The 21,953-nt window shown below is 41.3% G+C and carries 19 protein-coding genes; 9 read left to right on the top strand and 10 right to left on the bottom strand.

Going from position 1 to position 21,953, the window contains the following annotated elements; genetic code table 11:
* Positions 1-14 precede the first annotated feature (14 nt).
* The 4 genes from DWX23_RS04295 (at position 15) to DWX23_RS04280 (ending at position 2,696) form a co-directional block, all read left to right on the top strand.
* On the top strand, positions 15-530 hold the full coding sequence (locus DWX23_RS04295; RefSeq protein ID WP_122354701.1) for an OmpH family outer membrane protein: 516 nt from the start codon (positions 15-17) through the stop codon (positions 528-530).
* Positions 531-599: 69 nt separating this feature from the next.
* Positions 600-1,103, top strand: a complete 504-nt coding sequence (locus DWX23_RS04290; RefSeq protein WP_122373568.1) for an OmpH family outer membrane protein — start codon at positions 600-602, stop codon at positions 1,101-1,103.
* A 79-nt stretch (positions 1,104-1,182) separates the two neighbouring features.
* Positions 1,183-2,016, top strand: coding sequence for a glutamate racemase (gene murI / locus DWX23_RS04285; RefSeq protein WP_122373567.1), 834 nt, complete (start codon positions 1,183-1,185; stop codon positions 2,014-2,016).
* Positions 2,017-2,027: 11 nt separating this feature from the next.
* Positions 2,028-2,696: a M15 family metallopeptidase gene (locus DWX23_RS04280; RefSeq protein WP_122373566.1), complete on the top strand. Its 669-nt coding sequence runs from the start codon at positions 2,028-2,030 to the stop codon at positions 2,694-2,696.
* Here the strand turns inward: DWX23_RS04280 and DWX23_RS04275 are convergent.
* Both DWX23_RS04275 and DWX23_RS04270 read right to left on the bottom strand, forming a co-directional pair.
* Positions 2,693-3,061, bottom strand: a complete 369-nt coding sequence (locus DWX23_RS04275) for a YccF domain-containing protein (protein WP_122373565.1) — start codon at positions 3,059-3,061, stop codon at positions 2,693-2,695. The genes DWX23_RS04280 and DWX23_RS04275 overlap by 4 nt on opposite strands.
* An 86-nt stretch (positions 3,062-3,147) precedes the next feature.
* On the bottom strand, positions 3,148-4,410 hold the full coding sequence (locus tag DWX23_RS04270) for a M23 family metallopeptidase (protein ID WP_122354711.1): 1,263 nt from the start codon (positions 4,408-4,410) through the stop codon (positions 3,148-3,150).
* 186 nt (positions 4,411-4,596) lie between these two features.
* Here DWX23_RS04270 and DWX23_RS04265 point away from each other — a divergent pair, with 186 nt between their 5' ends.
* Both DWX23_RS04265 and DWX23_RS04260 read left to right on the top strand, forming a co-directional pair.
* On the top strand, positions 4,597-5,022 hold the full coding sequence (locus DWX23_RS04265; RefSeq protein WP_122354713.1) for an META domain-containing protein: 426 nt from the start codon (positions 4,597-4,599) through the stop codon (positions 5,020-5,022).
* Positions 5,023-5,027: 5 nt separating this feature from the next.
* Positions 5,028-5,471 (top strand): META domain-containing protein, encoded by a 444-nt coding sequence (locus tag DWX23_RS04260; protein ID WP_122373564.1) that lies wholly within the window; start codon positions 5,028-5,030, stop codon positions 5,469-5,471.
* Positions 5,472-5,527: 56 nt separating this feature from the next.
* Here DWX23_RS04260 and DWX23_RS04255 read toward each other — a convergent pair whose 3' ends face one another.
* The 5 genes from DWX23_RS04255 to DWX23_RS04235 form a co-directional block, all read right to left on the bottom strand.
* Positions 5,528-6,160 carry a hypothetical protein gene (locus tag DWX23_RS04255; RefSeq protein WP_122373563.1) on the bottom strand — a complete coding sequence of 211 codons (633 nt, stop codon included), beginning with the start codon at positions 6,158-6,160 and terminating at the stop codon, positions 5,528-5,530.
* 105 nt (positions 6,161-6,265) lie between these two features.
* Complete coding sequence (locus DWX23_RS04250) at positions 6,266-7,009, bottom strand: hypothetical protein (RefSeq protein WP_122373562.1); 744 nt, start codon at positions 7,007-7,009, stop codon at positions 6,266-6,268.
* 19 nt (positions 7,010-7,028) lie between these two features.
* The gene (locus DWX23_RS04245) at positions 7,029-9,011 is read right to left on the bottom strand and encodes a RagB/SusD family nutrient uptake outer membrane protein (protein ID WP_122373561.1); all 1,983 of its coding nucleotides are present in this window, start codon (positions 9,009-9,011) and stop codon (positions 7,029-7,031) included.
* Positions 9,012-9,034: 23 nt separating this feature from the next.
* A complete protein-coding gene (locus DWX23_RS04240; protein ID WP_122373560.1) occupies positions 9,035-12,304 on the bottom strand; it encodes a SusC/RagA family TonB-linked outer membrane protein in 3,270 nt (1,089 codons plus the stop codon).
* Positions 12,305-12,438: 134 nt separating this feature from the next.
* Positions 12,439-13,206, bottom strand: coding sequence for a DUF4469 domain-containing protein (locus DWX23_RS04235; protein ID WP_122373559.1), 768 nt, complete (start codon positions 13,204-13,206; stop codon positions 12,439-12,441).
* Between the two features lie 531 nt (positions 13,207-13,737).
* Between DWX23_RS04235 and DWX23_RS04230 the strand changes: the two genes are divergently transcribed.
* Positions 13,738-14,505: a hypothetical protein gene (locus tag DWX23_RS04230; protein ID WP_147382519.1), complete on the top strand. Its 768-nt coding sequence runs from the start codon at positions 13,738-13,740 to the stop codon at positions 14,503-14,505.
* Positions 14,506-14,574: 69 nt separating this feature from the next.
* Here DWX23_RS04230 and DWX23_RS25100 read toward each other — a convergent pair whose 3' ends face one another.
* From DWX23_RS25100 to DWX23_RS04210, 3 genes are all read right to left on the bottom strand, one after another.
* The gene (locus DWX23_RS25100) at positions 14,575-17,238 is read right to left on the bottom strand and encodes an MG2 domain-containing protein (RefSeq protein ID WP_233587499.1); all 2,664 of its coding nucleotides are present in this window, start codon (positions 17,236-17,238) and stop codon (positions 14,575-14,577) included.
* Between the two features lie 66 nt (positions 17,239-17,304).
* Complete coding sequence (locus DWX23_RS04215) at positions 17,305-19,563, bottom strand: HAMP domain-containing sensor histidine kinase (RefSeq protein ID WP_122373557.1); 2,259 nt, start codon at positions 19,561-19,563, stop codon at positions 17,305-17,307.
* 151 nt (positions 19,564-19,714) lie between these two features.
* A complete protein-coding gene (locus DWX23_RS04210) occupies positions 19,715-20,926 on the bottom strand; it encodes an exo-beta-N-acetylmuramidase NamZ domain-containing protein (RefSeq protein ID WP_122354732.1) in 1,212 nt (403 codons plus the stop codon).
* A gap of 155 nt (positions 20,927-21,081) precedes the next feature.
* Between DWX23_RS04210 and DWX23_RS04205 the strand changes: the two genes are divergently transcribed.
* Together DWX23_RS04205 and DWX23_RS04200 are read left to right on the top strand one after the other, a co-directional pair.
* Positions 21,082-21,264 (top strand): hypothetical protein, encoded by a 183-nt coding sequence (locus DWX23_RS04205; RefSeq protein WP_122354735.1) that lies wholly within the window; start codon positions 21,082-21,084, stop codon positions 21,262-21,264.
* A 79-nt stretch (positions 21,265-21,343) separates the two neighbouring features.
* Positions 21,344-21,886, top strand: a complete 543-nt coding sequence (locus tag DWX23_RS04200) for an HDIG domain-containing metalloprotein (protein WP_122373556.1) — start codon at positions 21,344-21,346, stop codon at positions 21,884-21,886.
* Positions 21,887-21,953 lie beyond the last annotated feature (67 nt).

The following is a 21,953-nucleotide window of genomic DNA, read 5'->3' as shown; positions in this document are numbered from 1 at the left end:
TAAAAAGAAAGCGTATGAAGAAGATTATTGTTTTGAGTTGTATGATGCTCCTCTGCTCTTTTGCCGGTATGGCGCAAAAGTTTGCTTTGATAGATATGGAATATATTCTTAAAAATATTCCGGCTTATGAAATGACAAACGAACAGTTGAGCCAGGTGTCGAAGAAATGGCAAAACGAGGTGGAAGCTATTCAGCAGGAAGCGCAAAATATGTATAAGACCTATCAGAGTGACCTGGTGTTTCTTTCTGCCGAGATGAAAACGAAGCGTGAAGAGGAAATTGTGAAGAAGGAACAGGAAGCACAAGACTTGAAACGTCAGTATTTCGGGCCGGAAGGTGAGTTGTATAAGAAGCGTGAAAGTCTGATGAAGCCTATTCAGGATGAGATATACAACGCAGTGAAAGAAATTTCGGATGACAAAGGATATCAAATGGTTGTTGACCGTGCTGCTGCTATGAATATTATTTATGCTTCTCCGAAGATAGATATTAGCAATGAAGTGCTGTTAAAGTTAGGATATTCAAAATAAATGCTTACATTTGTGCGCTTTATGCACAAAAAAAATGATTGATTAATAACAAGTAATATTTTATAGAAAATGAAGAAACTGATTATTTTTTTGTTGATGATCCTCCCGTTAGGAGTTTTTGCTCAGGAAATGAAAGTAGCGATCGTAAATTCTCAGGAAATTATGTCTGTAATGCCGGAAATAACGGCTATGCAGGAAACGTTAAAGCAAATGAATGACAAATATGCCGGCGAGATGAAAACGATGGAAGATGAATGGCAGAAAAAATATGCTGATTATATCGCCCAACAGGACTCAATGACTGAAAATATCAAAGTAAGAAGAATGCAGGAATTGCAGGATATTCAGCAGAGAGTGGATAACTTTACTCAGGTTGCACAACAGGATATGAGTAAAAAACAGCAGGAATTGCTGGCTCCGATCCAGGATAAGCTCAGAGCTGCTATCAAAGCTGTAGGAGATGAAAAAGGCTATACATATATGCTTGATAACAATCCTGGCATCGTTCTTTATACTGGTAATTCAGCAATCGATGCAACTCCGCTGGTAAAAGCTAAATTAGGTTTGAAATAATAATTCTAATTAGAGATATAATAAAGGATGCCTTTCTATGGAGGGCATCCTTTGTTGTATTATAAAAGAAGGAAGAAATATGTTTTCACAACAAACAGGACCGATAGGGATTTTTGATTCCGGTTATGGCGGGTTGACTGTCTTTGATAAAATCCGCCAGGCAATGCCTGAATATGACTATATTTATTTGGGTGATAATGCACGTGCCCCGTATGGGCAACGTTCGTTTGAGGTCGTTTACCGGTTTACCCGTCAGGCTGTATTGAAGTTGTTTGAAGAAGGATGCCAATTGGTTATTTTAGCTTGTAACACAGCTTCGGCAAAAGCGTTGCGTTCCATTCAGCAGCTAGATCTTCCTGAATGGGATGCAGAACGCCGTGTGTTGGGGGTTATTCGTCCGACAGTGGAAATAATGGACCGGATCAGTACAACAAAGCATATCGGTATTTTAGGCACTTCCGGTACGATTTCTTCTCAATCTTATTCGCTTGAGATTGGTAAAATGTTTCCACATATTAAGGTGACGGGGGAAGCTTGTCCTATGTGGGCTCCTTTGGTTGAGAATAATGAGTTCGATTCTCCGGGGGCAGACTATTTTGTAAAAAAGCATTTGGATCATGTTTTATCTGTGGATCCCAGGATAGACACTCTGGTATTGGGATGCACGCATTATCCTCTTTTAATTGGCAAAATCAAGCAGTATTTACCGGCCGGGATCACAGTGCTCCCTCAGGGAGAATACGTGGCGGAGAGCCTGATAGATTACTTAAACAGACATCCGGAAATGAACCGACGGCTTACCCGTGGTGGAGAATGCCGGTTTCTGACAACGGAATCGGCTGCAAAGTTTTCAGATGCCGCCTCTGTCTTCCTGAATGACCCTATAGAGGTAGAGCAGATTTCTATAGATTAAAATGATTTCCAATGAGTTGGCAAAAACATATTTTCCTGTTGGTAGTATTCCTTTTTTGTGCTCGCGGTAGTGCAGAGGAATTGGATACTTATTTACATAATAAGGGATTGGTGGATATTGCTACATTGGACTCAACAATACGTGTACAGCTGGTTTATGCAACAACCGATAATTTTATGAAAGAAGCCGTTTATACCGGAATAACACGTGCCTGGCTTCATCCGGATGCTGCAAAAAAGCTTATAGCTGCGCAACGATTATTGAAAAAAGAACAGCCAGGCTTCACTTTGGTCGTCTATGATGCCGCCCGTCCGATGTCGGTGCAACGTAAAATGTGGGCACTTGTCCGCGGAACGGATAAAGTGAATTATGTGAGTAATCCGGCAAATGGAGGAGGACTGCATAATTATGGAATGGCCGTAGACGTGACTATTCTGGATGAGACAGGCAAACCTCTTCCTATGGGAACACCTTTCGATTTCTTTGGGGAAGAAGCTCATACGAATAATGAGGATGCCTTATTGAATGCCGGTAAAATAGGCCGTGCAGCATATAATAACCGTCAGCTGTTGCGCCGGGTCATGAAACAAGCCGGATTCCGTATCATTCCATACGAGTGGTGGCATTTTAATGCTTGTAGCCGGGCAGAAGCCCGGCAAAGTTATCCGGTACTGGATTAATTGACATTCTTTCCGAAAGGAGTCAGCGCAAGGGCAGCCATTTTGAAATGTTGCCTACCCCAGGGAATACCGATGATTGTAATACATAGCAACAGGCCGAACCCCAGGTGAGTCAAACAAATCCAGAATCCCCCCAGTATGATCCAGAGTATATTCATAATGATACAAAGACAACCGCCGGAATTCCCATTATCCGTAACCGTACTACCGAAAGGCCACAAGGCCAGTAAAGCCAGTTTCAGTGTCTGTAATCCGAAAGGAATGCCAATGATCGTGATCATCAGTAGCAGACTTGAGACCAGATATTCGATACTGGTGATCAGTCCACCGAATATTAACCAGATGATATTGCCTAAAAATTTCATATATCAATACATTTATCGTGTTTACAAATGTACCATAAATCTCATTAAAAGCAATAGTTATCGGTTCTGAAATCGATAGTCACCCGTCAGTTAGCGGGTAGGCACTCATTGGATAGCTTCTGCATGCTATCCAGTTCGGCAAAAAATTGTTGTTTAGCCAACTGAAAACTGTCACGTAATTCAGGCTTGACAGGAAGAGAGGGCGGTGCTTCCATATTTAAAGGATTTATCGGTTGCCCGTTCTTATGTACCCGAAAATCCAGGTGTGGACCGGTTGAAAGGCCGGTTGAACCGACATAGGCAATGACTTCGCCCTGCTGAACATGGCTACCTACCTGTATGCCTTTGGCAAACCTACTGAGGTGCATATAGGTGGTGGTATATACGGAGTTATGCTGTACTTTCAGGAAGTTCCCTCCACCATTCTGATATCCTTTGGCTATGACAGTCCCGGCCCCGATACTCTTGACGGGAGTACCGACCGGTGCCGCGTAATCGACCCCGTGGTGTGCGCGATAGCGTTTCAGGATCGGATGAAAACGGGCATTCGTAAAACGTGAGGTGATACGGAAGATATCCAGAGGAGCTTTCAGGAAAGCCTTTCTCAAACTGTTCCCATCCTGATCGAAGTATTCGAAGACACTGTCCTGGGTAAAGGGAATGGCAACAAAATCTTTTCCCTGATGGGTAAATATAGCTCCCTGAATACTGCTTATATTTAAAGCGGTTGTATCGTCTATATAAGCAATATCGTATAGTACGCGGAAAGAATCCCCCTCTTTGACATCATAAAAGTCGATCTGCCAGGCAAAAACATCGGCTATATTAATTGCCAGTAACGGGTTTACACCATTCGATTGCAGTACGTTCCATAGCGAAGAGTTTATAGTACCTTCCACATATTGGCGTTTTAAAGTGATCGGCTTATTAAATTCATAGGCACTGATAGTATCACCGGTAAAATCGATCACGGCATAGTCTGTCTTTGTTTTGGCAAAAGCGATGTAGCGGATTTGGGCGGTACTATCTTGCATGCTGAATGTATAATAGTGCATGCCTGCTTGTAATTTGGTTGGATCCAGCACCTCGAGAGACGATCTGCTGATACTGTCGGCCATAAGAGCGGAAAAACCGAGGCTTGAGAATATAGCGGCAGGGTTATCGCCGTTTTTCATCTTATATTCTTTTATATCCAGTGTATCGATGCAGATGCCGTATTGGTATACACGTTGCAGACTGTCGATCCATTCGCTGTCTACTTCTTCTTCGCATTGTTTAGGTGTGTTTTTACAGGAGATACCTAATATAAATAGTAAAATCAAAATAGGTGCAATGCCCGATCCCTTCATTATATCCTCATTTATAGTTTGTTCGTCGGGTGCAAACTTACAGAAAATAATGTAAAACCTCAGAAGGATGAGGGAGGCTATGCAGGAATGGATTGTTAATGTTAACTAAATACAGTACCTTTGGGGAACAATTTAGATGGATTTGGCGTCTTATCTTTGTAAGTGATATAACAAATAGTATAGATTATGAAAAGAGTGATTTTTTATGTATTGATGCTCCCGATGGTACTTGGGATGATGATTTCTTGTTCTGAAGCCAAAACAGATGCCAAGAAACTGGAAGGTAAATGGAATGTAATAGAGGTGAAAGGTGAAAAGATCCTGAAGGAAGGATTACCCTATATGGAGTTTGATATGGCGCAGAATAAATTGCATGGCAATGCAGGCTGTAATATGTTCAATTCTTCTTTTACATTGGATGATAAAGACATTTCTGCAATAACCATAGCACCGGGTGCTGCAACGATGATGGCTTGTCCGGATATGGCTACAGAAGATGCCATTATGCAGGCTATGGGCAATGTGAAAGCGGTAAAAGCCGGTAGTTCCGAGAGTGAAATGACATTGATCGATCAGGACGGTAATGTTCTGCTTGTTTTATCTAAAAACTAACAGAAATGAAGAAGTATTTATATCTATGCCTGGCAGTTGTGGGAATAGCCGTATTTGCTTCCTGTAAATCACAAAAAGCAGTGGTCGCATCTTATTCCGATTTGAATGGAGAATGGAGTGTGGTAGAACTGAACGGTAAAAAGTTAGACCCGTCAGAAAGTAACCAGCTCATAGTCATTGACGTTGCACGCAACCATTTGTCAGGAAATGCAGGTTGTAACCGTATGAATGGGAATATTGAATATTCGGAAGCCAGAAAAAACATCATTAAGTTTCCTCAAGTGGCAACAACACGTATGGCGTGTCCTAATTTGAAGGGAGAACAGGAGTTTCTGGAAGCTCTGAACAAAGTAGTCCGTTTTGAGGCAGAAGGAAATGTGAAACCTGTGAATACGATTGCTTTTTACGGGACCGATAACGGGAAGCTGATGGTTATCGAAAAGAAATGATAATACAAACATTATAAATTAGAAGAGGTGGCCCTGTTGAAGGAGGCCACCTCTTTTCAGTTCAAAGATAGAGCATAGTCGCATAGTTTTTTGACTTCGCCAATAGTCTCAAAATCTATCTTATTACCATCAATGTATTGTTTAAGCTGCTCTTTGTGTTTAGGGAATATTTTTAAGAATTGTTTTTCGGTAGAGAAACTCTTAAACCCTTTACCTTTTTCAATATAGAATTTATACTTGATCTTGTCTAAAAAAGTATTTGCTTGGTAATCTCCTGAACCATATATGAGATTGCTATAGCCTTCGACAGAAGCTGTTTCTGTTTTACCACCATATGTCAAATCTTTTTTGATTTTCCTTGTTCCATTGTATTGGACAAGGATTTTAGGTTCAGATTGGATTAATTCAGCTGTTTCTTTGCTTGAAACCGGTAGAAAAGTTCTTTCTCCTATTTTGAGAGAAGTAACCATATTCGGATCGGAAAACTCTTTCTTTATCTTATCATTGTCAATGAAGAAAAACTTTCCATTGAATAAATTATAGTTGAGCGGTACATGGAATATTCTTCCGTCTTTGTAATAAACATATCCTTTCGTAAATTCAGGAAAAAGATAAGGTGTATTATCTTCTTGAGAATAAACGTTGAACAATTCGAAACAAGAAATTAAAAGAATTAGAATGTATTTCATTTTGACTTATTTATGGGGTAAATGAATATAGTCGTATAAAATTCCCGTAAATAGTAATCGAGTTAGTAGAGCTGTGAAGCTCTACTAACATAAAAAGTTATCGTTTTATTTTAATAGCTGCACCTGAATTTCATACAACCGTCTTGTTTCAGGAACACCTTCCGGTCTGAAAGTTGTATTAATAACCATATATTGATGTGGTTTGGTGAAATCTCCAGGGGCACCTAAAGTCGGTGCTCCGTTAACCGGTTCCACCCGGCATGCATACATATCTTCCAGGATAAGTTCTATGACTAATGCGTCTTGCCTTACCGGTACGATTGCGGAACGATATTTACCTGTTTCAACTTCTTCAACGAATACGGGGTGTAGATTGTCACCATTAAAAGCAGATGCTACAAACAGATGTCCTTTGTTGGGTGTTGTGTACATCACGTTTGCAGGAGAAAAGACATGGATTATATATTTCTTCCCGTCAGGGGCAGAACTGTCGTCCACAACTTCCAATGTATTTTGTACGAACATCGTTTCTCCCGTTTTTAGCACTTTACCCATGATAGTAACATCTGAACCGGTGTTATTGGTATAATCTATTCCGTTTTGGAAACTTTCACTGATAAGCGTTTGAGCAAGCCAGTTTTCTAACCACTGACCTTTTCCGTCGTTATGGTTTACTTGCCAGATCTTGTTTGTAAACAGTTCACGGACACGGACTTTAGCCAGGCCGGAACCCAAATTCACGTTTGTATAAATGGATTCGGGTACTTCATCGTAGACTAATCCGCTTTGACAACCTGATAGAACTGTCAGGCAACATACTGCTGCGATTAATATATTTTTAAGTTTCATACTTATTTCTGTTTAAATGTTATTGATAGCTTCTGTTTTCCCAACCCGGATTCTGAACCAGATTCTTGTCACTTTCCAAAGTTGTTTTTGCAAAAGGAAGTTTATAAAACACTGCGTTGTTGAATTTGCGTTCGTAATATGAGTTATCTATCGGACGCACTTCGAAGTACGGAGTGAAATATTTAGGATCTGTTTCCGGTGCCGGATAGCCGTTATCTTCCACTTTTTCGCTTTCGATACCCTTGCGGAAAATAAACATACCGGAAGAAGGCTTGTTTAATTCTTCGATTACAGTTTTACCTTCTGATTCACCCCATCTGAGCAAATCGAAATAGCGGTGAGACGGCACTTCGAATGCAAATTCAATACGGCGTTGCAATTGGTATTCTTCCCATAAATTATGTCCGACAACAGATGCATCGAAGTTGTCCAAGCCGGCACGATTACGGATCTGGTTAATAGCATCTACAACCTCACTTTCTTTTCCTCCCAGCTTGTATGCAGCTTCGGCCATATTTAGCAGTGCTTCGGCGTAACGTACCATGAAGAATGAAATAGATGTTTGTTTTGTCTCCAGGGTTCCATCTTCCTTAAATTTTCCGGGAACATATTTAGCAGTATAATATCCGGTCATCGAAGACTGGCCGCGGCCTGCTATTTCCAGTTTTTCCGAAGATTTGTAAGTGGTATGCAATGCGCTGTATTTTTCAGTTTTTGTTGGTACCGAATAATCGATCCATACACCAACCAGACATTTTTCAACTCCTTCTTTATCTGCATAATAAGAACCGTCATAAAGTACAGTCGTATAGAAACGTTTGTCTCTGTCGGTATACATCAACTGATAATCTTTTGTTGTTGCTTTTAAAGCTCCGTTTGCTCCGGCTTCAACCCCCATCTCTTTAGCTTGCTGTGTTTTCCACCATTGCATCCATTTGCCTGTTGCTTTGTCTTTCTGGTAATAACAGTCGACTAACTCCTGGGTAGGATAAGCACCTCCATGATCTCCGCCCCAGTCAGGACTATGATCGGTCGTTGCCCCGTACATTCTTCCTCCGGGATGTGCATAATTAGCCGGGTTAAATCCGCTTCTGTTGGATTCATTGAACATCATCGGCCAAATAGACTCAACAGAGGTATGACCTGTTGCTCCGTTGAACAGATTCCGGTAATCCGGATCTAACGAATACTTGCCGATAACAGATTTGGCTGCATTGTAGGCAATCTGATAATAATGATTCGCATCTTTGGTGAACCTGTAAAGAGCTTTGCTTTTGTCTGAACCAGCCAGCTTGTCATACAGACCTTTAGATGACGCTGCCGCAGCACAGGCAGCAGTCAGGGCAGCACGTGATTTCAACACCTGAACAGCATCTGCATTAATCAGACCTAATGTCGGTTTGCTGGTCATTTTGCCAAAGTATTCCAATGATTTGTCATAATCGGCCAGAATCTGGTCGAAGACTTCCTCACGGGTATTTTGTGCGAGCATTGTCTCATCAAATATGGTCATAGAGTTTGTAACGATAGGTAATCCTCCCCAGTACCTTTCCATATCGAAATAAAACTGAGCTCTGAAGGCATAACTTTCTGCCATTAGTTGATCTCTTGCTTCTTCGGTCATATTCGGAACACTGGGAATTCGTTCGATGGCAAGGTTGACCTGACGAATATTTTTGTAGCCGTCTCCCCATGGAGCTCCTGTCAGGCTGGTAATGCCGGTTAATTCATCATACCGCCTATTGTTAAAGTCATATTGGCGGAAGGTAGTCTGGTCACGGTCAACATTACCGACTGCGTTGTCAGACCATTGTTCTGATCTGAAAGCATGATTGGCACCGGCAGGAGTCCACAGGTAAAATTGATTGACAAAGGAACGGGACAACTGCGGGTTTTCCCAGAACTGGTCTTCGAAAACGCTGGTAGTCGGTTCGATTCCTAATGGATCGCAACTCGAGAAACATACGGCTGCGAGTAACGCGAATATATTTATTTTCTTCATATTTCTTAATTTGTCTGTTGTGATTACAATGTTAATGTAGCACTGAGTGTGAAAGAGCGTTGGGTAGGATAGCTACCGAATTTATTTCCGCCCCAGATCGAGTTGGCCGGCAGATATTCCGGGTCCGTTAAATTTTTGAACGGATTACTTTTCTTAACCCAGGTATGTACATTGTTGGCAATGAAGTTCAGCTGTAAACCTTTGATGTAGCTTACGTTTTTAAGTACTCTTCGTTTTAAATCGTAACTTACGCTGATATTCTTGAGCTTCAGGTAAGATGCGTCATATACCCAAGAATCGACAAAGCTGTATCCCCAGCCATAAGTGGAGTTGGTAGGCAACGGCAGCTTGTTTGTGATCGGGTTGCTTGGTGTGTAAGATTCCTGCCACAGGTATTTAGCGTATTTCCAATAGTAATCCTGTTGTGAACGGGCAGGAGAGACTACATCTCCGGTAACGTTGGCGGCTCCCTGCAGGAAGATTTCAAAGCTGAAATCTTTCCAGCCCAGGCCAAGTGTGATACCGTACAGCGTTTGTGGAACTTCGCCGCCTCTTTCATCCCAAACCTGGTCGCCGCCGTTCAATACACCGTCACCATTGATATCTTGCATCCTGAATGTACCGAGAGTGTGGTTACGGGTGAAATGCAGGTAGGAATTGTACATATCTTCATAAGATGTGAACAGGCCGTTTGTTTGCCATGCTACTGTATAAGTTTTCACTTGGTTTCTTTTACCCAGATTCGTTAAGTTCGGATAGTAATAGTCAGTATCTTCTTTGGTGTGTCTTACCGTTATTTTATCCCAATAGGTGTAGTTAGCTCCGATTTTATAAGTGAAATCACCGATCTGGTCATTCCAGTTTAAATTGAATTCAACACCACCTTGATGCGTGGTCACGTAAGGAGCATTCATTTTCGGGGTATTGGGCAAACCCAGGACAGGCGTGTAAGTCAGTTTAGGATTCATATCCATTTCGTCACCTTTGTTCAGATATAAATAAGTATCGAATGAACCGCTTAACCGATCCTTGAAAAATCCGAAGTCAACTCCACCACTGATCTGTTGCGATTCACCCCAGGTCAGATTGCTGGATACGTTACTTTCTTTCCAGGCGGAGCTTGAACTCATGTTTTCACCTGTCAAGATAGTTTTTGACAACTCATACTGGTTCATATAACTGAACGGTTCTGAAAGTTCTTTACCAACCACACCATATCCGGCGCGGATCTTGAACATATTGATATAATCCGTGTTGATGATATCCTTGATAAAGCTTTCTTCTGTCAGAACCCAACCGCCTGATATTGCATAGAAAAATCCCCAACGCTTGTCCGGGTGGTAGCATAGAGAACCGTTATAGTTTGCGCTAAATTGCAACAAATATTTGCTGTCGTAATCATATGAAACACGTCCGACCCAGCTTGCCGAACCCCATTGTCCTTCTGTACCACTCATACTTTCCATGGTTGATCCGCCGTCTATTTGCGGATAGAAAGTGGTCGGATAACCATATTTTTTAGCCATGGTTTTGTTGGTATTTCTTACCTGGCTTTGGTAGTTGGCCATGGCCGACAGATTATGCTTACCAAAAGAACGGTTATAATCCACCTGGAAGATACCGGTTGTCAAAGAATAGTTATTCCATGTCTGTGTCAGATGGGCATCATTCGGGTTGAAGTTATTTTCCTGTGTTGCATACGGATTTGCATATACTCCTTCTTCCGGATGTTTGAAGACTTTGTTCATAGAATAACTGTGGTTGAAGTTGAGGCTTGCGCTGGCTGCCAGACCTTCTACCCAGGGTATATTCCATTTTAATCCCATACTGGCCTGTAAACGGTAGTCGTCTGTATTATTAAAACCATTGCGCAGTCTGGAGTCCAAACCTCCGGCTCTGTCCAAACCGGTTGTCCAGTTACGTGGTATTGAATGGATTTCATCACCTTCAATCAAAACCGAGTTGAAGATACCGTCGCCGCCTTCCGGTTGTTTCTTTTTAGCCATGATCCCATTCAGGTTCATGGTGAACCGCAGGCTTTTGTCTTTAAGCAAAAAGGCTTCCGTATTGACGATGGCATTGTACTGTTCGTAGTTATACGTATCGCTGATACCTGACTGGTTTAAATATCCTAAACTGGAATAGTATCTGACGCGTTCGCCACCACCACGTACACTTATGTTCGTTTGTGTCATCGGCTGTGTGTTGTTGAACCAGTCCCAGGGATCTTCATATGTATAGTAGTTGTTAATGTCACCGCCCTGGGTTACAAACGGATTGAACAGATCGTTTACATCTTGTAATGAATATCCCATATTATATTTCTGGTTGACCATATCGGTGATTTCCTGGCGGCCATATCCTTGCTGGCTCAGATGCCCCATATAATATTTGGACAATTGTGTCGTATTGTATGCCGGATTTTCTTCCATATTGGCTGCATACAATTCATTTTTCATATTCACATAGTCCCATGAGCTCATAGATTTAGGTCTGTAAGAGGGAGTCATAAGTGTGAACTTTTGGTTTACCGTGATATCCAGGGAGCCTTCCTGGCCTCTTTTCGTCGTTACCACTACTACACCGTCGCTGGCACGCGGACCATATACGGCTGTAGCCGATGCATCTTTCAGAATAGTCATGGAAGCGATATCTTCCGGACGCAGACGGTTAAAGAATACTTCACCCTGTTCTGTTTCCATTACTACATCGTCGACTACATACAAAATATCGCTACCACCACGGATCCAAATCTTAGAAGTTTCACCCGGAGCACCGGAACGTGCCTGTGAGATGATACCGGCTACGCGGCCTCCCAAACCGTCGCTGACGGAAGTCACCGGCAATTTGGCAATCGATTCCATCTTTACGGTAACGGCAGAAGCGGTCAATGTCTTGGCTTTCTGTACGCCGCTGAAACCGGTTACGACTACTTCGTCCAGGGTCTGTGAGTCCTCCATTAACTTTACATTAATAGATGCCTGACCTGTGTACTTGATTTCCTGCGTAGTGTAACCGATGAAAGAGATTTGGATGATGTTTCCTTGTTTTACACCCTCTAATGTGAAATTACCGTCCATGTCGGTAATAATACCGTTTGTGGTTCCTTTCACAATGACTGAGGCTCCGGCTACGGGACCGAATTCATCTTCTACTGTTCCTGTCACTTTCCCGTTTTGTTGGGAAATGCTCACACTCGGTCTAATGGGTGTTGTGTCGGCTTTTATGCTCTCGGGAGAACATAATATGCCTGCAAACAGCATTAAACCAATCGGTTTGAAGTTTTTTAGCATAATGTGCGTTTTTAGTTTAATATTAATATGTATAGGTAAAAAAACTCTCTGATTTTGTTTTGGTATTTTTCTGATGGTTGGAAGAGCACACTTCCAGTCATCGGAAGAACACTCTTCCGGTCACCGGAAATGATTTATTCTATTTCCGGCCTGTCGCTTCCTCCAACTGTCAGCACGTAGGGGAAACGGTTGCGGCGGGGTTCGCTTACTAAAAATTTTGTATTACCGCTTGACTGGGTCGCAATTTCCAGATAGTAAGTACCGGCTGCCAAAGGCGGAATGATGAAAGAGAAATAGGATGGATCGTTGCGTAACAACGAGGCTACCGGAACCTTTGTCTCTGTTTTGTCTGCTATGGAAACAAAATAGAAACCGACTTCTTTCCCTTCTTCGCCGATAATTCTTACGCGGTTTCCTTCTCCGTTCAGGCCGCCTCCCGGTGTGATCTGATTGTTTACGCTTCCTGTCGTTACATCTGTCACTACTGTTATGACCGGTAGACCTTCAGATGTTCCGGAGATGATGACAGTTATATTGTCGAGATCTTTTTTTAGTTCGGCGAGGGGAACACTTCGTAGAACGACCTTGTTTTTCGTTTGATTGAATTTCGCATCCGGACCGATGAACGGGCCGTCAGCTCCTAATGAGTTAGTCGTAAAACCAAATTCTACGGTAGAAGCATTGTATAATTCGATTTTTGCCTGTTCTTTCAGGGCGTTGTAAGCACTTTCCAGTTCTGAGGCAGAGAATTTACTGTTTGCTGCGGCTAACTGGCAAAGAGCTTTTATGTCTCTGTTTGCCTGATAAACAATATTACAAGTGAAGTCGTCTTCGCGTTCAGTCAATTTGTTCGGTGTTAATTTTCCTGTAATGCTGCGCATTTTAGGTTCTGTTGCTGCCATATTAATATTAGTTTATTTAGTCCTTGGAGAACTAAGTACTTTAACGAGGTTTTATTTACTTTTGAAGTAGATTGAACTCTTAAAATGGTGTTTGACATGAATTAGCATGCACTTATAGAGATGAAATGTTAATTGATTTAGTTAAAAAAACGATATTTCAAATAAATATTATTGTTATTTAAAATTAATCTATATTTTTGCGGGGTAAAACAACCTTAGTTCTCCAAGGACTAGGGTTGTTTTGTTTTGTAATGTAAATGATTCAAAGTGTATGGTCGCCTTGTTTATTCTGGGGGTAAATATTGTGTTGATTTTATTTTTATAAATAATGTTGTCTGTATTGTGATTTTTTTTATATGTTTGCGAGATTCTTGATTGGAGTTTTGGAATATATATTATGAATTCATTTAGTTACAATAGAAAATTTCTTACCATAGGCTGCATCTAAGAGAATAGGTGGGAAGATGTAGCCGTGTTTTTTAACCACGCATTATATATTCAGTTGTTTTAATCTTCTAATACATTTATACTATGAAATCAAGTGTCTTATATTTTATATTGATTATGGCTGTTTTAGTTGGCTGTACAAATGATAATGAACCAGTATTGGATCAGGTTATTAATCAAAATGAAGTAAATATCAATCAATTAAAGCAGATAGCAGCAAGTTCCGGCTGGCGTGTTTCTCCGAAAGTGGAGATAGGGGATAGGACAACTCCGTTGACAGAGGCGGAGATAAAGAATTTCCAAGAAGATTTGCACAGCTATTCTGGCTATCCTAGGAAAGAGGAACGGGAGATTGAAATAGTGCTGGTTGGGAATCAGTATACATTTTTATTACCGTTTACATCGGAACTTATAACGAAGGCAACGGGTGGATCTACAATAGTGTATGCTACTTATGGGTATTGTTTTGGAAATACTTGTAATCAGGTTCCGATAAAAGTTTTTTATGATTTGGATGAAAATGGCAATATAACTTATGCTTTCGGTGGTACTAGTTCTGATTATAATCTTTGGAGTAAAGAAGGTATAGAATGTGGCTTTTGTAATAAACTGATACTATATTCAACTGCATATTATGAATGTAGCTGGAGTAATGAAAGCGTTGCTCTTACGATATGGGCAAATCAACAAACGTATTGGAATTGGACAGGTTCGATTTCCCATTGTACTTCAACTAGTCACAAACATTTTATGATAACTGGCTCTGTTAATATAAAAGGTGGCTATACAAGGTTTGAAACAGAAGATGTTGGAGAAGGAGCTTGGTCTCCTATTATTACAACAGGAATATAGTAGAACAAACAAAAGTAGTCGATCAAATTGAAGAATTTTTCGACTACTTTTGTTACTACAATAATAAATCTATTCTTTGACTATCATCTCTTTCTCGAAGCGTATAAGTTTGCCATTTTGAGTACCTCCTTCTATAACTACTGAATAAGGACTATCTCCATCTGCCGTGTAAAATTCGACAAATGCTTTCCCTCGTCTATTGGTTTGGATATTAGGATTCCAGTAGATTGTAGTACGTAAATCGTGACTCTCGCTGTTTTTCAGTTGTGGAGTCTCATACTTGGGAGAATAGAAAGCCACCGGTTTCTGATGGCCCAGTAACTGTACTTGTTGTATGTTTTTGGGCATGTAATCGTATGGTTCTGCTTCTTTTTTTAATGTAATGGCGATAAAAGCTGATCCGGTCATAGGGAACCATGCTAATCCTTCTGCGGCTTCTTTGTTGTAGTCGATTTGTTCAATATCTCGTAATTGTAATGTCTCTAATATCATTTTAGCAGTTTGTGTATCATAAATTGGAAATCCATTTAAAATGATCTGAATAGGCTTTGGAATAGGACCTCCTAGTTCCTTTATTTGGAATAAACCTTGTGGTAGAGCTATTAGTCCAGGTAGTCTGGATGCTAAAAATGTGGGAAGCTCTATCATCGAAGACTGTTTAATATCTTCCTCTTTGATGGTTATAGCACTAGGGATACTTTCATAAGGTGTCTTATATACTTTTTTTCTGGCTGTTACCATAACATCTTCCAAGAATATATTACGTATGCCGTTTTCGTATGTCATTCTTCTGTTTGTCTTGTCCAAAAATTCAACTGATGCCGGAAGATCGGAATAGATGTAGTTTGCTGTACATTGGGCGCTATGAGAACGGACAGGCCATATTTGATCGGCTTCCGGAAAGGTTTCCGGGTCGAGTGACAGCAGAACATTCCTGCCATTCTTTTTCGTTGTAGCCTGTATGTTGTAGATGGTACTGTCCGGGAACTCGAAAAAATCGAACTCGAACTTACCGTCTTCTCCGGCATGAATCTCTTCCAAAACCCTTTCTTTTGGGATATGGATTTGTATTTTGGCATTGGCAATCGCTTTGTTGCCGACCAGCCGTTTAACGGAGCCGGTAATTCGTTGGCTGGTTTCGGGGAGGATAGCCGGTTGTTTGTAGTTGGCTGTCAATGCGTTTTCTACATTATATTTTCGCCATCCTTGTGTCAGCATCAACAGGTCCAGTCCCTCTTTGCGTGCGTTATTATCTCCTCGGAAGTACCATCCCGGATCTTCGATATACCCTTTCAAATCGGAAGAAAGCAGGAGAGAGGTGTATATGGTATAGGAGGAATCAGGCAGGATATCGGCATTGTCGGTGACGGCGAGAGAGAAGTTCCCTTGAACAGGTTTACCTTCTACATCTTGTAATGTGATATCCAGACGTACTTTTTCCCTTTGGGTATATGTTTCCTTATCAGTCTGTATATGGGCTGTAACTTGTTTTTCAGATTGAACGAATACCTGGCGTTCGCTGATTATTTGACCTTGTGAAGAAAGTAATAACAGATGTATGATGCCAGGCGAGAATGCCTTCTTGTCGATACTGATCCGATGGGTTTGGCGGAAAGGTTGTACAAACAGCGGGAAACCTCGTTGGTGAATTAGCAAAGTCTGTGTTTCGTCGGTTGCGATTCCGTTGGAGTAAAGGATATTTATATGATAGTCAGAGTAGCTTTCTTCTATATTCAGTGTACTTATGTTCATTTCGGGGGCAGGCAGTTCAAAGCGTTTTTCAACACCGGTTTTAGAGATACACTCTGCATAATACTTTTTACCTGTTTCCGGAATCCAACTGAAGCGTCCCATACCGGCATGTAGCGTTTGGAAAGAGCAGATTTCTTTTCCGGCTTCGTCTTTAACGGTTCCGGTTATGTCTTCAGATAGCCCGTAAGTATTTAGAGCTTTGAAAGCCATTGTCGATGAAACTCCGGCAGGCAGGTTTCCTCCTTCAGGCAGGAAATCGACGTGGTAGTCGTTGGCCGGAAGCGAAACGGGCAGGAACTGCTGGAAGTTTGCTGCTTCCAGTTTGATGACTTTATGCTTATATTTGTCCGGAGATATTTTGAACCGGGATTGTTTTCCCTCTGTCCAGTATTCAATTTTGCCGTTTTCGTCGTAAATGGATACGTTTTCCATTGAAATTTCTTCTTTTGTGAGGGTATTGGTCAGTCCGATCAATCCTTTAATTTGGTTTTGTTGTGGCTTCCCTTCAAAAGTGACGGTTGTTGTCAGAGAGTGGCTGAAAGGGGAAACGATATGTATCGGTTTGCGGAAAAAGTATTCCTCTCCGCTGTTCGTCATGTAACGGGTATAAGCCCTTATGATATATTCTCCGGCAGGGATATCTTCCTCCAATGGCAGATAACCATAAAACAAGCTGTCTTTATCCTCTCTTATTTTGACTCTTGAGACTACGTTCCCAAAAGGATTGATAAGTTCGGAATAGATATAGCGGCTGGTGGTTTCCGGTTGGTTGTTAACGGCATTCACCAGATATGCCCTGAACCAAATCGTATCACTGCAGGCATAGACCGATCTGTCTGTATGTACATGAATTTTTTCGTTAGGGAACAGGCTGCTTTGCTGCCAAAGTCTATTGCTGATAGTATCTGGGGATAAATTGTTCTGGGCAACGGAGACGAAGGTTGTCAGAGTAGATAATATAAGGTATACGGCTTTTTTCATAACATTCTTTATTTGCTGTAAATATGCAAATAAATATTTTATTTTGTCACCAATTTACTTGTGATATTATAATTTAACCGGAATCTTTAAAGTAAACCGGCTCCCTTTCCCTTCTTCTGACGAGATCAGGATATCACCTTCCAAACGTTCGGCAATCGTTTTACAGATGGAAAGACCTAAGCCTGTTCCCTGGGCGAATTCGTCTTGCTTATAGAAACGTTCAAATACTTTTTCGATGGCTTCCTGGGAAATGCCGATACCGGAGTCTTCTACATAGATATAGACATTGTTTTCTTCTTTTTTGAATTCATATCCCAGTTTGATATATCCTTGTTTGGTGAATTTTACTGCATTATTGATGAAGTTCGTGATCACTTGGGTAAACCTGAAACGGTCGACATAGACATTGATCTCTGCGGAAGGTGCATCTTTAATAAACTGAATATGCGGGGGAATAAGTAACAGGTGCGTCTGGTAGATTTCGTCGATCAGATCATTTAACCTGAATGTTTCGAAGTCAAATGTCATGCGTCCCGATTCGATACGGGATAGTTCCAGGATATCATTGATCAGTTTTAAAAGCAGATCGCTGTTTTTATTGATCGTGTCTTTAAATGTCTCTTTCTCCTCTGGTGTAAGATCGCTTTCCTCCTGCAGCAGATTGGAAAAGCCGACGATCGCATTTAAAGGAGTCCGTATTTCATGACTCATATTTGCCAGGAAGGCAGATTTCATTTTATTGGCTTCCTCCGCCTTTTCTTGTAAGACCTTCAACCTGTCTTCTTTATCCTTGAACGATTGTATGTTCAGGCACAAACCTATGACAGTCTGTTCAGCGTCAGCCTTATCTTCTCCATGATTATAGCGTAATTCCCACCAGCAATACTCTTTACTATTAAAATTGAACCGACATTGGATGGTCGTTTCTTCCCATATCCCGGCATAAATATCCCGGATGTGGCTACGTAAATGTTCCCGGTCGTCCGGATGTGTTATAGCTAATAAATCCGTAAGAGACATTTCCCTGGGATCGATCTTATTGTCTATAAAGAAATCATCTTCAAAGATAAAACGTCCTTTTTCCAGTTTCCAGGCGTATGTATTACCTCCTTCCAAAGCCAATCGGAGGAAACGCCTTTCCTTGAACAGGTTTGTTTGTATTTGCTTTTTGCGGTTGAACTCCCGTTTATACATGAGAATTAATTGGGCGATAATATATATGATCAGTAGTATGAATAAACTACCCCCGATGATCATCGCTTTATGATAACGTTCATAGAACGGAAGATTATAGATGACGCTGCCTTCCGGTAAATCTCTTTTTTTTATATTGAAACGTCCCATTTCGTTCCAGTCGAAAGCATAGGTTTTGGGACTTTCAATAATGGAATAGTTGGTAGGTGACGCGCCTTGTAAAATATCGGCGGCTCTTTCCGAAACGATATCTGTTTGTATATCCAACGTTGTAAAATACCCTCCGGTAATACCTCTGTCATCATTAAATCCATTATTGATGACAGTGAAATTGGGAACATTCGCCAGGCGGCCTATAGTCAGGACATCAAAGTCGAGGATGATCTGCAGACATGCCGTATAAGGCTTATTCTGAAAAATGGATAACAAACTCTGGGCCGAAAGATAGGCTGTTTCAGTAGTATATAGAACAGATTTGCCAGGTTCACCAGGGCAAATATCGTCGGGATATTCATTTCTCTTTTGATGAAATAAGCCTATTCGCAGGGTTCTGCCGGTATCTTTGATATCTTCCTGGATAGCTCTGAACGACTCTCTGCTCATAAAACGGGTATTCTTGAAAAACAGAATATTGGAAGGACCGTATAATTTCTCTATCAGTTCAATGGTCTTCATGTAGTTGGGTTTATCCCAGAAGCCGGTGAAGTTAGGATGTTGTTTCAGCAAGGACCAGTTAGGAAAGTTTACTCCCGAAAAGACAACAGGCGTAGTCTTTCCCAGCGGGTGGTTGCAAGCCATTAATGTATAGGTAGCCTGGTCGTCGTTGACCAGAATGATATCGGGATTCCAGCTTTTGATAGAATCTAAATAATGATACATACGATCATTTTCTTCTTCCTCATTGTAACGCTCGCAGTCCAGATAAAAAGTCTGTGTGTTTGTCGGGATATTCTTTTTCTCCAGTTTTTCGGCAATCAGGTCGCTAAAACTGGAATATGTAATGAGATCCTCCGTATAAGAATGGAGGATGAGTACTTTATAGGGGGAGTTGCTACCGGCAGCCTCTATATAATCCTTTATTCCAACGGAGAATAAAAGAAGGAACAGCAATATGTGCCAAAAACGTTTCAAGAAATCTTCTATTATTAGCCCTGATAACTGATTAATATGATAACATTACAACAAACAGTGCTATGCCTGCAATAATATAGGACATAACACTGCTGTTCTATTTCTTGTTATGAGTTGGCAAAGATAATTAAAAACCTAATAGAATCAACGCTTATCGATTCTTTGTTGCTTTTTGTGGGTAATCCGGATACAACAAGTACTTTTTTCGCATTTCTTTATACTTATCCAATTCCGGTTGCCAGCTGTCCCGGATCTCTTGCTCTGATAATCCCCTGACAATCTGATAGCGGAGTTCCTTGGTTCCGGCGAGCAAGTCGAACCATTGCGGGCGGGAGAAAAAGAAAGCCTGTTCATTCCCTGCCTTATTATAGAAATCGAGGAAGAAATGGAGTGTCAACCCTCCTTCAAAAGGGTATTCCCGGAGATCGACGCCATAACATTCTTTGTCCTTTTGTAATGGATTGGTATCAAAGCCGGGTAATGAAACAGGGGTGAATGCAAAATCACCATATTTTCTGTCCGGAAATCCGATAACCTGGAACGGATAATAAGTTCCGCGCCCGATACTGATATTGGTCGCTTCGAAAAAACATAAAGACGGGTACAGCCGGATTGACTGGTCGTTCGGCAGATTGGGAGAAGGCTTGACAGGAAGCCAGTAAGGATCGCCATGCTGCCAGTTTTCCATTTTAACGATATGAAGTTTACAGCTGTCCGGCGAACTTTTCAACCAGCCTTCGCTGTTTATCATCCAAGCCAGTTCTCCGACTGTTAAGCCGTGTAATAATGGAATAGGATCGACACCTACAAACGACTCAAAACCTTTCTGACGGACCGGCCCGTCTACAAAATCATTCGGGTTCGGACGGTCGAGCACGATAAACTCGACGCCATTTTCAGCACAAGCCTCCATGACATAATGCATCGTACTTATATAAGTATAAAAACGGGCACCTACATCCTGAATATCGAAGACGATAACGTCCAGTCCGCTTAATTGCTCGGCTGTCGGCTTTTTATTTTTTCCATAGATAGAGACGATTGGGACACCCGTTTTCAGGTCGCGGCTGTCTTTTACCTCTTCTCCGGCATCGGCAGTGCCACGGAAACCATGTTCGGGGGCAAATACTTTTTTTACATGGATACCCCGTTCCATCAAAGCATCCAGTAAGTGTTTTTGCTGTTTTTCCAGGATAGATGTCTGGTTCACAACCAATCCGACTTGTTTATCTTTCAATAAGCGGGTGACCACATCCATACGCTCGGCACCCAGAACCAAAGCCCCCTGGGTGGTTGTAGCCTGTAGTTGTGGCATGAGCAGTATGCCGATAAACCAAAGTGTAAGCCTGAAAACTGTTTTCATAATCCGTATCCTACTGTTTTATTGCATGCAAAAGTAGCAAATGTTCGTCTTATTAAAGCTATGAAACGATTAAATGTGTTTATATTTAACATGTTTGCCTTGAACTATCACGCTTCTTTTTATGTTGGATAATTACAAACAAAAAGAATAATCATATGGCAACAAGACTTCCAAAAATCAAAGAAAAAGCGAAAACCGAAGCTTTAGTGTTAGATCATAAAGATGAACGGTATCCTGTGCAACAGGTGGCAACGGATGGTAAAGTGACAAAAAAAGAGGTGAAAGAGGCGGTGAAGGAGATCAATCCCGATTTGAATAGTCTGGGCAGCAGAGGATAGTTTTTATTCGTCGGATAATGATAGTCAATATAAAATATCTGTATCTTCGCAGTCGGATTAAGAATAAAGCGTAGATAAAATGAATCCTATTGATATTATCTCAAAATATTATCCGGTCGGATCGGATGCTTATCATATATTGGTTACCCATAGCCGGAGTGTGACGGATAAAGCATTGAGCCTGGCACACATGCATCCGGAAATGAACCTGGATATTCCTTTTATTGAAGAAGCGGCTATGCTTCATGATATAGGTATCTTTTTGTGCAATGCACCGGAAATAGGTTGCTTTGGCAAGGCCGAATATATCTGTCATGGTTATCTGGGCGCCGATCTGATGCGTAAGGAAGGTTTTCCGCGGCATGCCCTGGTTTGTGAACGGCATACCGGGACCGGTATTACCGCTGCAATGATAGAAGAGAGGCATCTTCCGCTTCCTTCACGTGTAATGGTTCCGGTATCGTTGGAAGAACAACTCATCTGTTTTGCCGATAAGTTTTACAGTAAGACAAAACTGGATAAAGAAAAGCCGGTTGAAAAAGTAAAACAGAGCCTTTCGAAGTATGGAGAGGAGACCGTTATACGTTTTGATAACTGGTGTAAACTCTTTTTAGGGGAATAAAAGCTAAAGGGCTCATTAATTTATTATACATTTGCACGCTGTAACGATTCAGTTGACAGTTGACAGA

This window comes from Parabacteroides sp. AF18-52 (assembly GCF_003479145.1).
GTDB lineage: Bacteria > Bacteroidota > Bacteroidia > Bacteroidales > Tannerellaceae > Parabacteroides > Parabacteroides faecis.
This window is presented reverse-complemented; position numbering and strand designations above follow the sequence as displayed.

Coding starts and splice junctions, on each gene's coding strand:
- DWX23_RS04295 (WP_122354701.1), top strand. CDS start 15: ATGAAGAAGATTATTGTTTTGAGTTGTATGATGCTCCTCTGCTCTTTT.
- DWX23_RS04290 (WP_122373568.1), top strand. CDS start 600: ATGAAGAAACTGATTATTTTTTTGTTGATGATCCTCCCGTTAGGAGTT.
- murI (WP_122373567.1), top strand. CDS start 1,183: ATGTTTTCACAACAAACAGGACCGATAGGGATTTTTGATTCCGGTTAT.
- DWX23_RS04280 (WP_122373566.1), top strand. CDS start 2,028: ATGAGTTGGCAAAAACATATTTTCCTGTTGGTAGTATTCCTTTTTTGT.
- DWX23_RS04275 (WP_122373565.1), bottom strand. CDS start 3,061: ATGAAATTTTTAGGCAATATCATCTGGTTAATATTCGGTGGACTGATC.
- DWX23_RS04270 (WP_122354711.1), bottom strand. CDS start 4,410: ATGAAGGGATCGGGCATTGCACCTATTTTGATTTTACTATTTATATTA.
- DWX23_RS04265 (WP_122354713.1), top strand. CDS start 4,597: ATGAAAAGAGTGATTTTTTATGTATTGATGCTCCCGATGGTACTTGGG.
- DWX23_RS04260 (WP_122373564.1), top strand. CDS start 5,028: ATGAAGAAGTATTTATATCTATGCCTGGCAGTTGTGGGAATAGCCGTA.
- DWX23_RS04255 (WP_122373563.1), bottom strand. CDS start 6,160: ATGAAATACATTCTAATTCTTTTAATTTCTTGTTTCGAATTGTTCAAC.
- DWX23_RS04250 (WP_122373562.1), bottom strand. CDS start 7,009: ATGAAACTTAAAAATATATTAATCGCAGCAGTATGTTGCCTGACAGTT.
- DWX23_RS04245 (WP_122373561.1), bottom strand. CDS start 9,011: ATGAAGAAAATAAATATATTCGCGTTACTCGCAGCCGTATGTTTCTCG.
- DWX23_RS04240 (WP_122373560.1), bottom strand. CDS start 12,304: ATGCTAAAAAACTTCAAACCGATTGGTTTAATGCTGTTTGCAGGCATA.
- DWX23_RS04235 (WP_122373559.1), bottom strand. CDS start 13,206: ATGGCAGCAACAGAACCTAAAATGCGCAGCATTACAGGAAAATTAACA.
- DWX23_RS04230 (WP_147382519.1), top strand. CDS start 13,738: ATGAAATCAAGTGTCTTATATTTTATATTGATTATGGCTGTTTTAGTT.
- DWX23_RS25100 (WP_233587499.1), bottom strand. CDS start 17,238: ATGAAAAAAGCCGTATACCTTATATTATCTACTCTGACAACCTTCGTC.
- DWX23_RS04210 (WP_122354732.1), bottom strand. CDS start 20,926: ATGAAAACAGTTTTCAGGCTTACACTTTGGTTTATCGGCATACTGCTC.
- DWX23_RS04205 (WP_122354735.1), top strand. CDS start 21,082: ATGGCAACAAGACTTCCAAAAATCAAAGAAAAAGCGAAAACCGAAGCT.
- DWX23_RS04200 (WP_122373556.1), top strand. CDS start 21,344: ATGAATCCTATTGATATTATCTCAAAATATTATCCGGTCGGATCGGAT.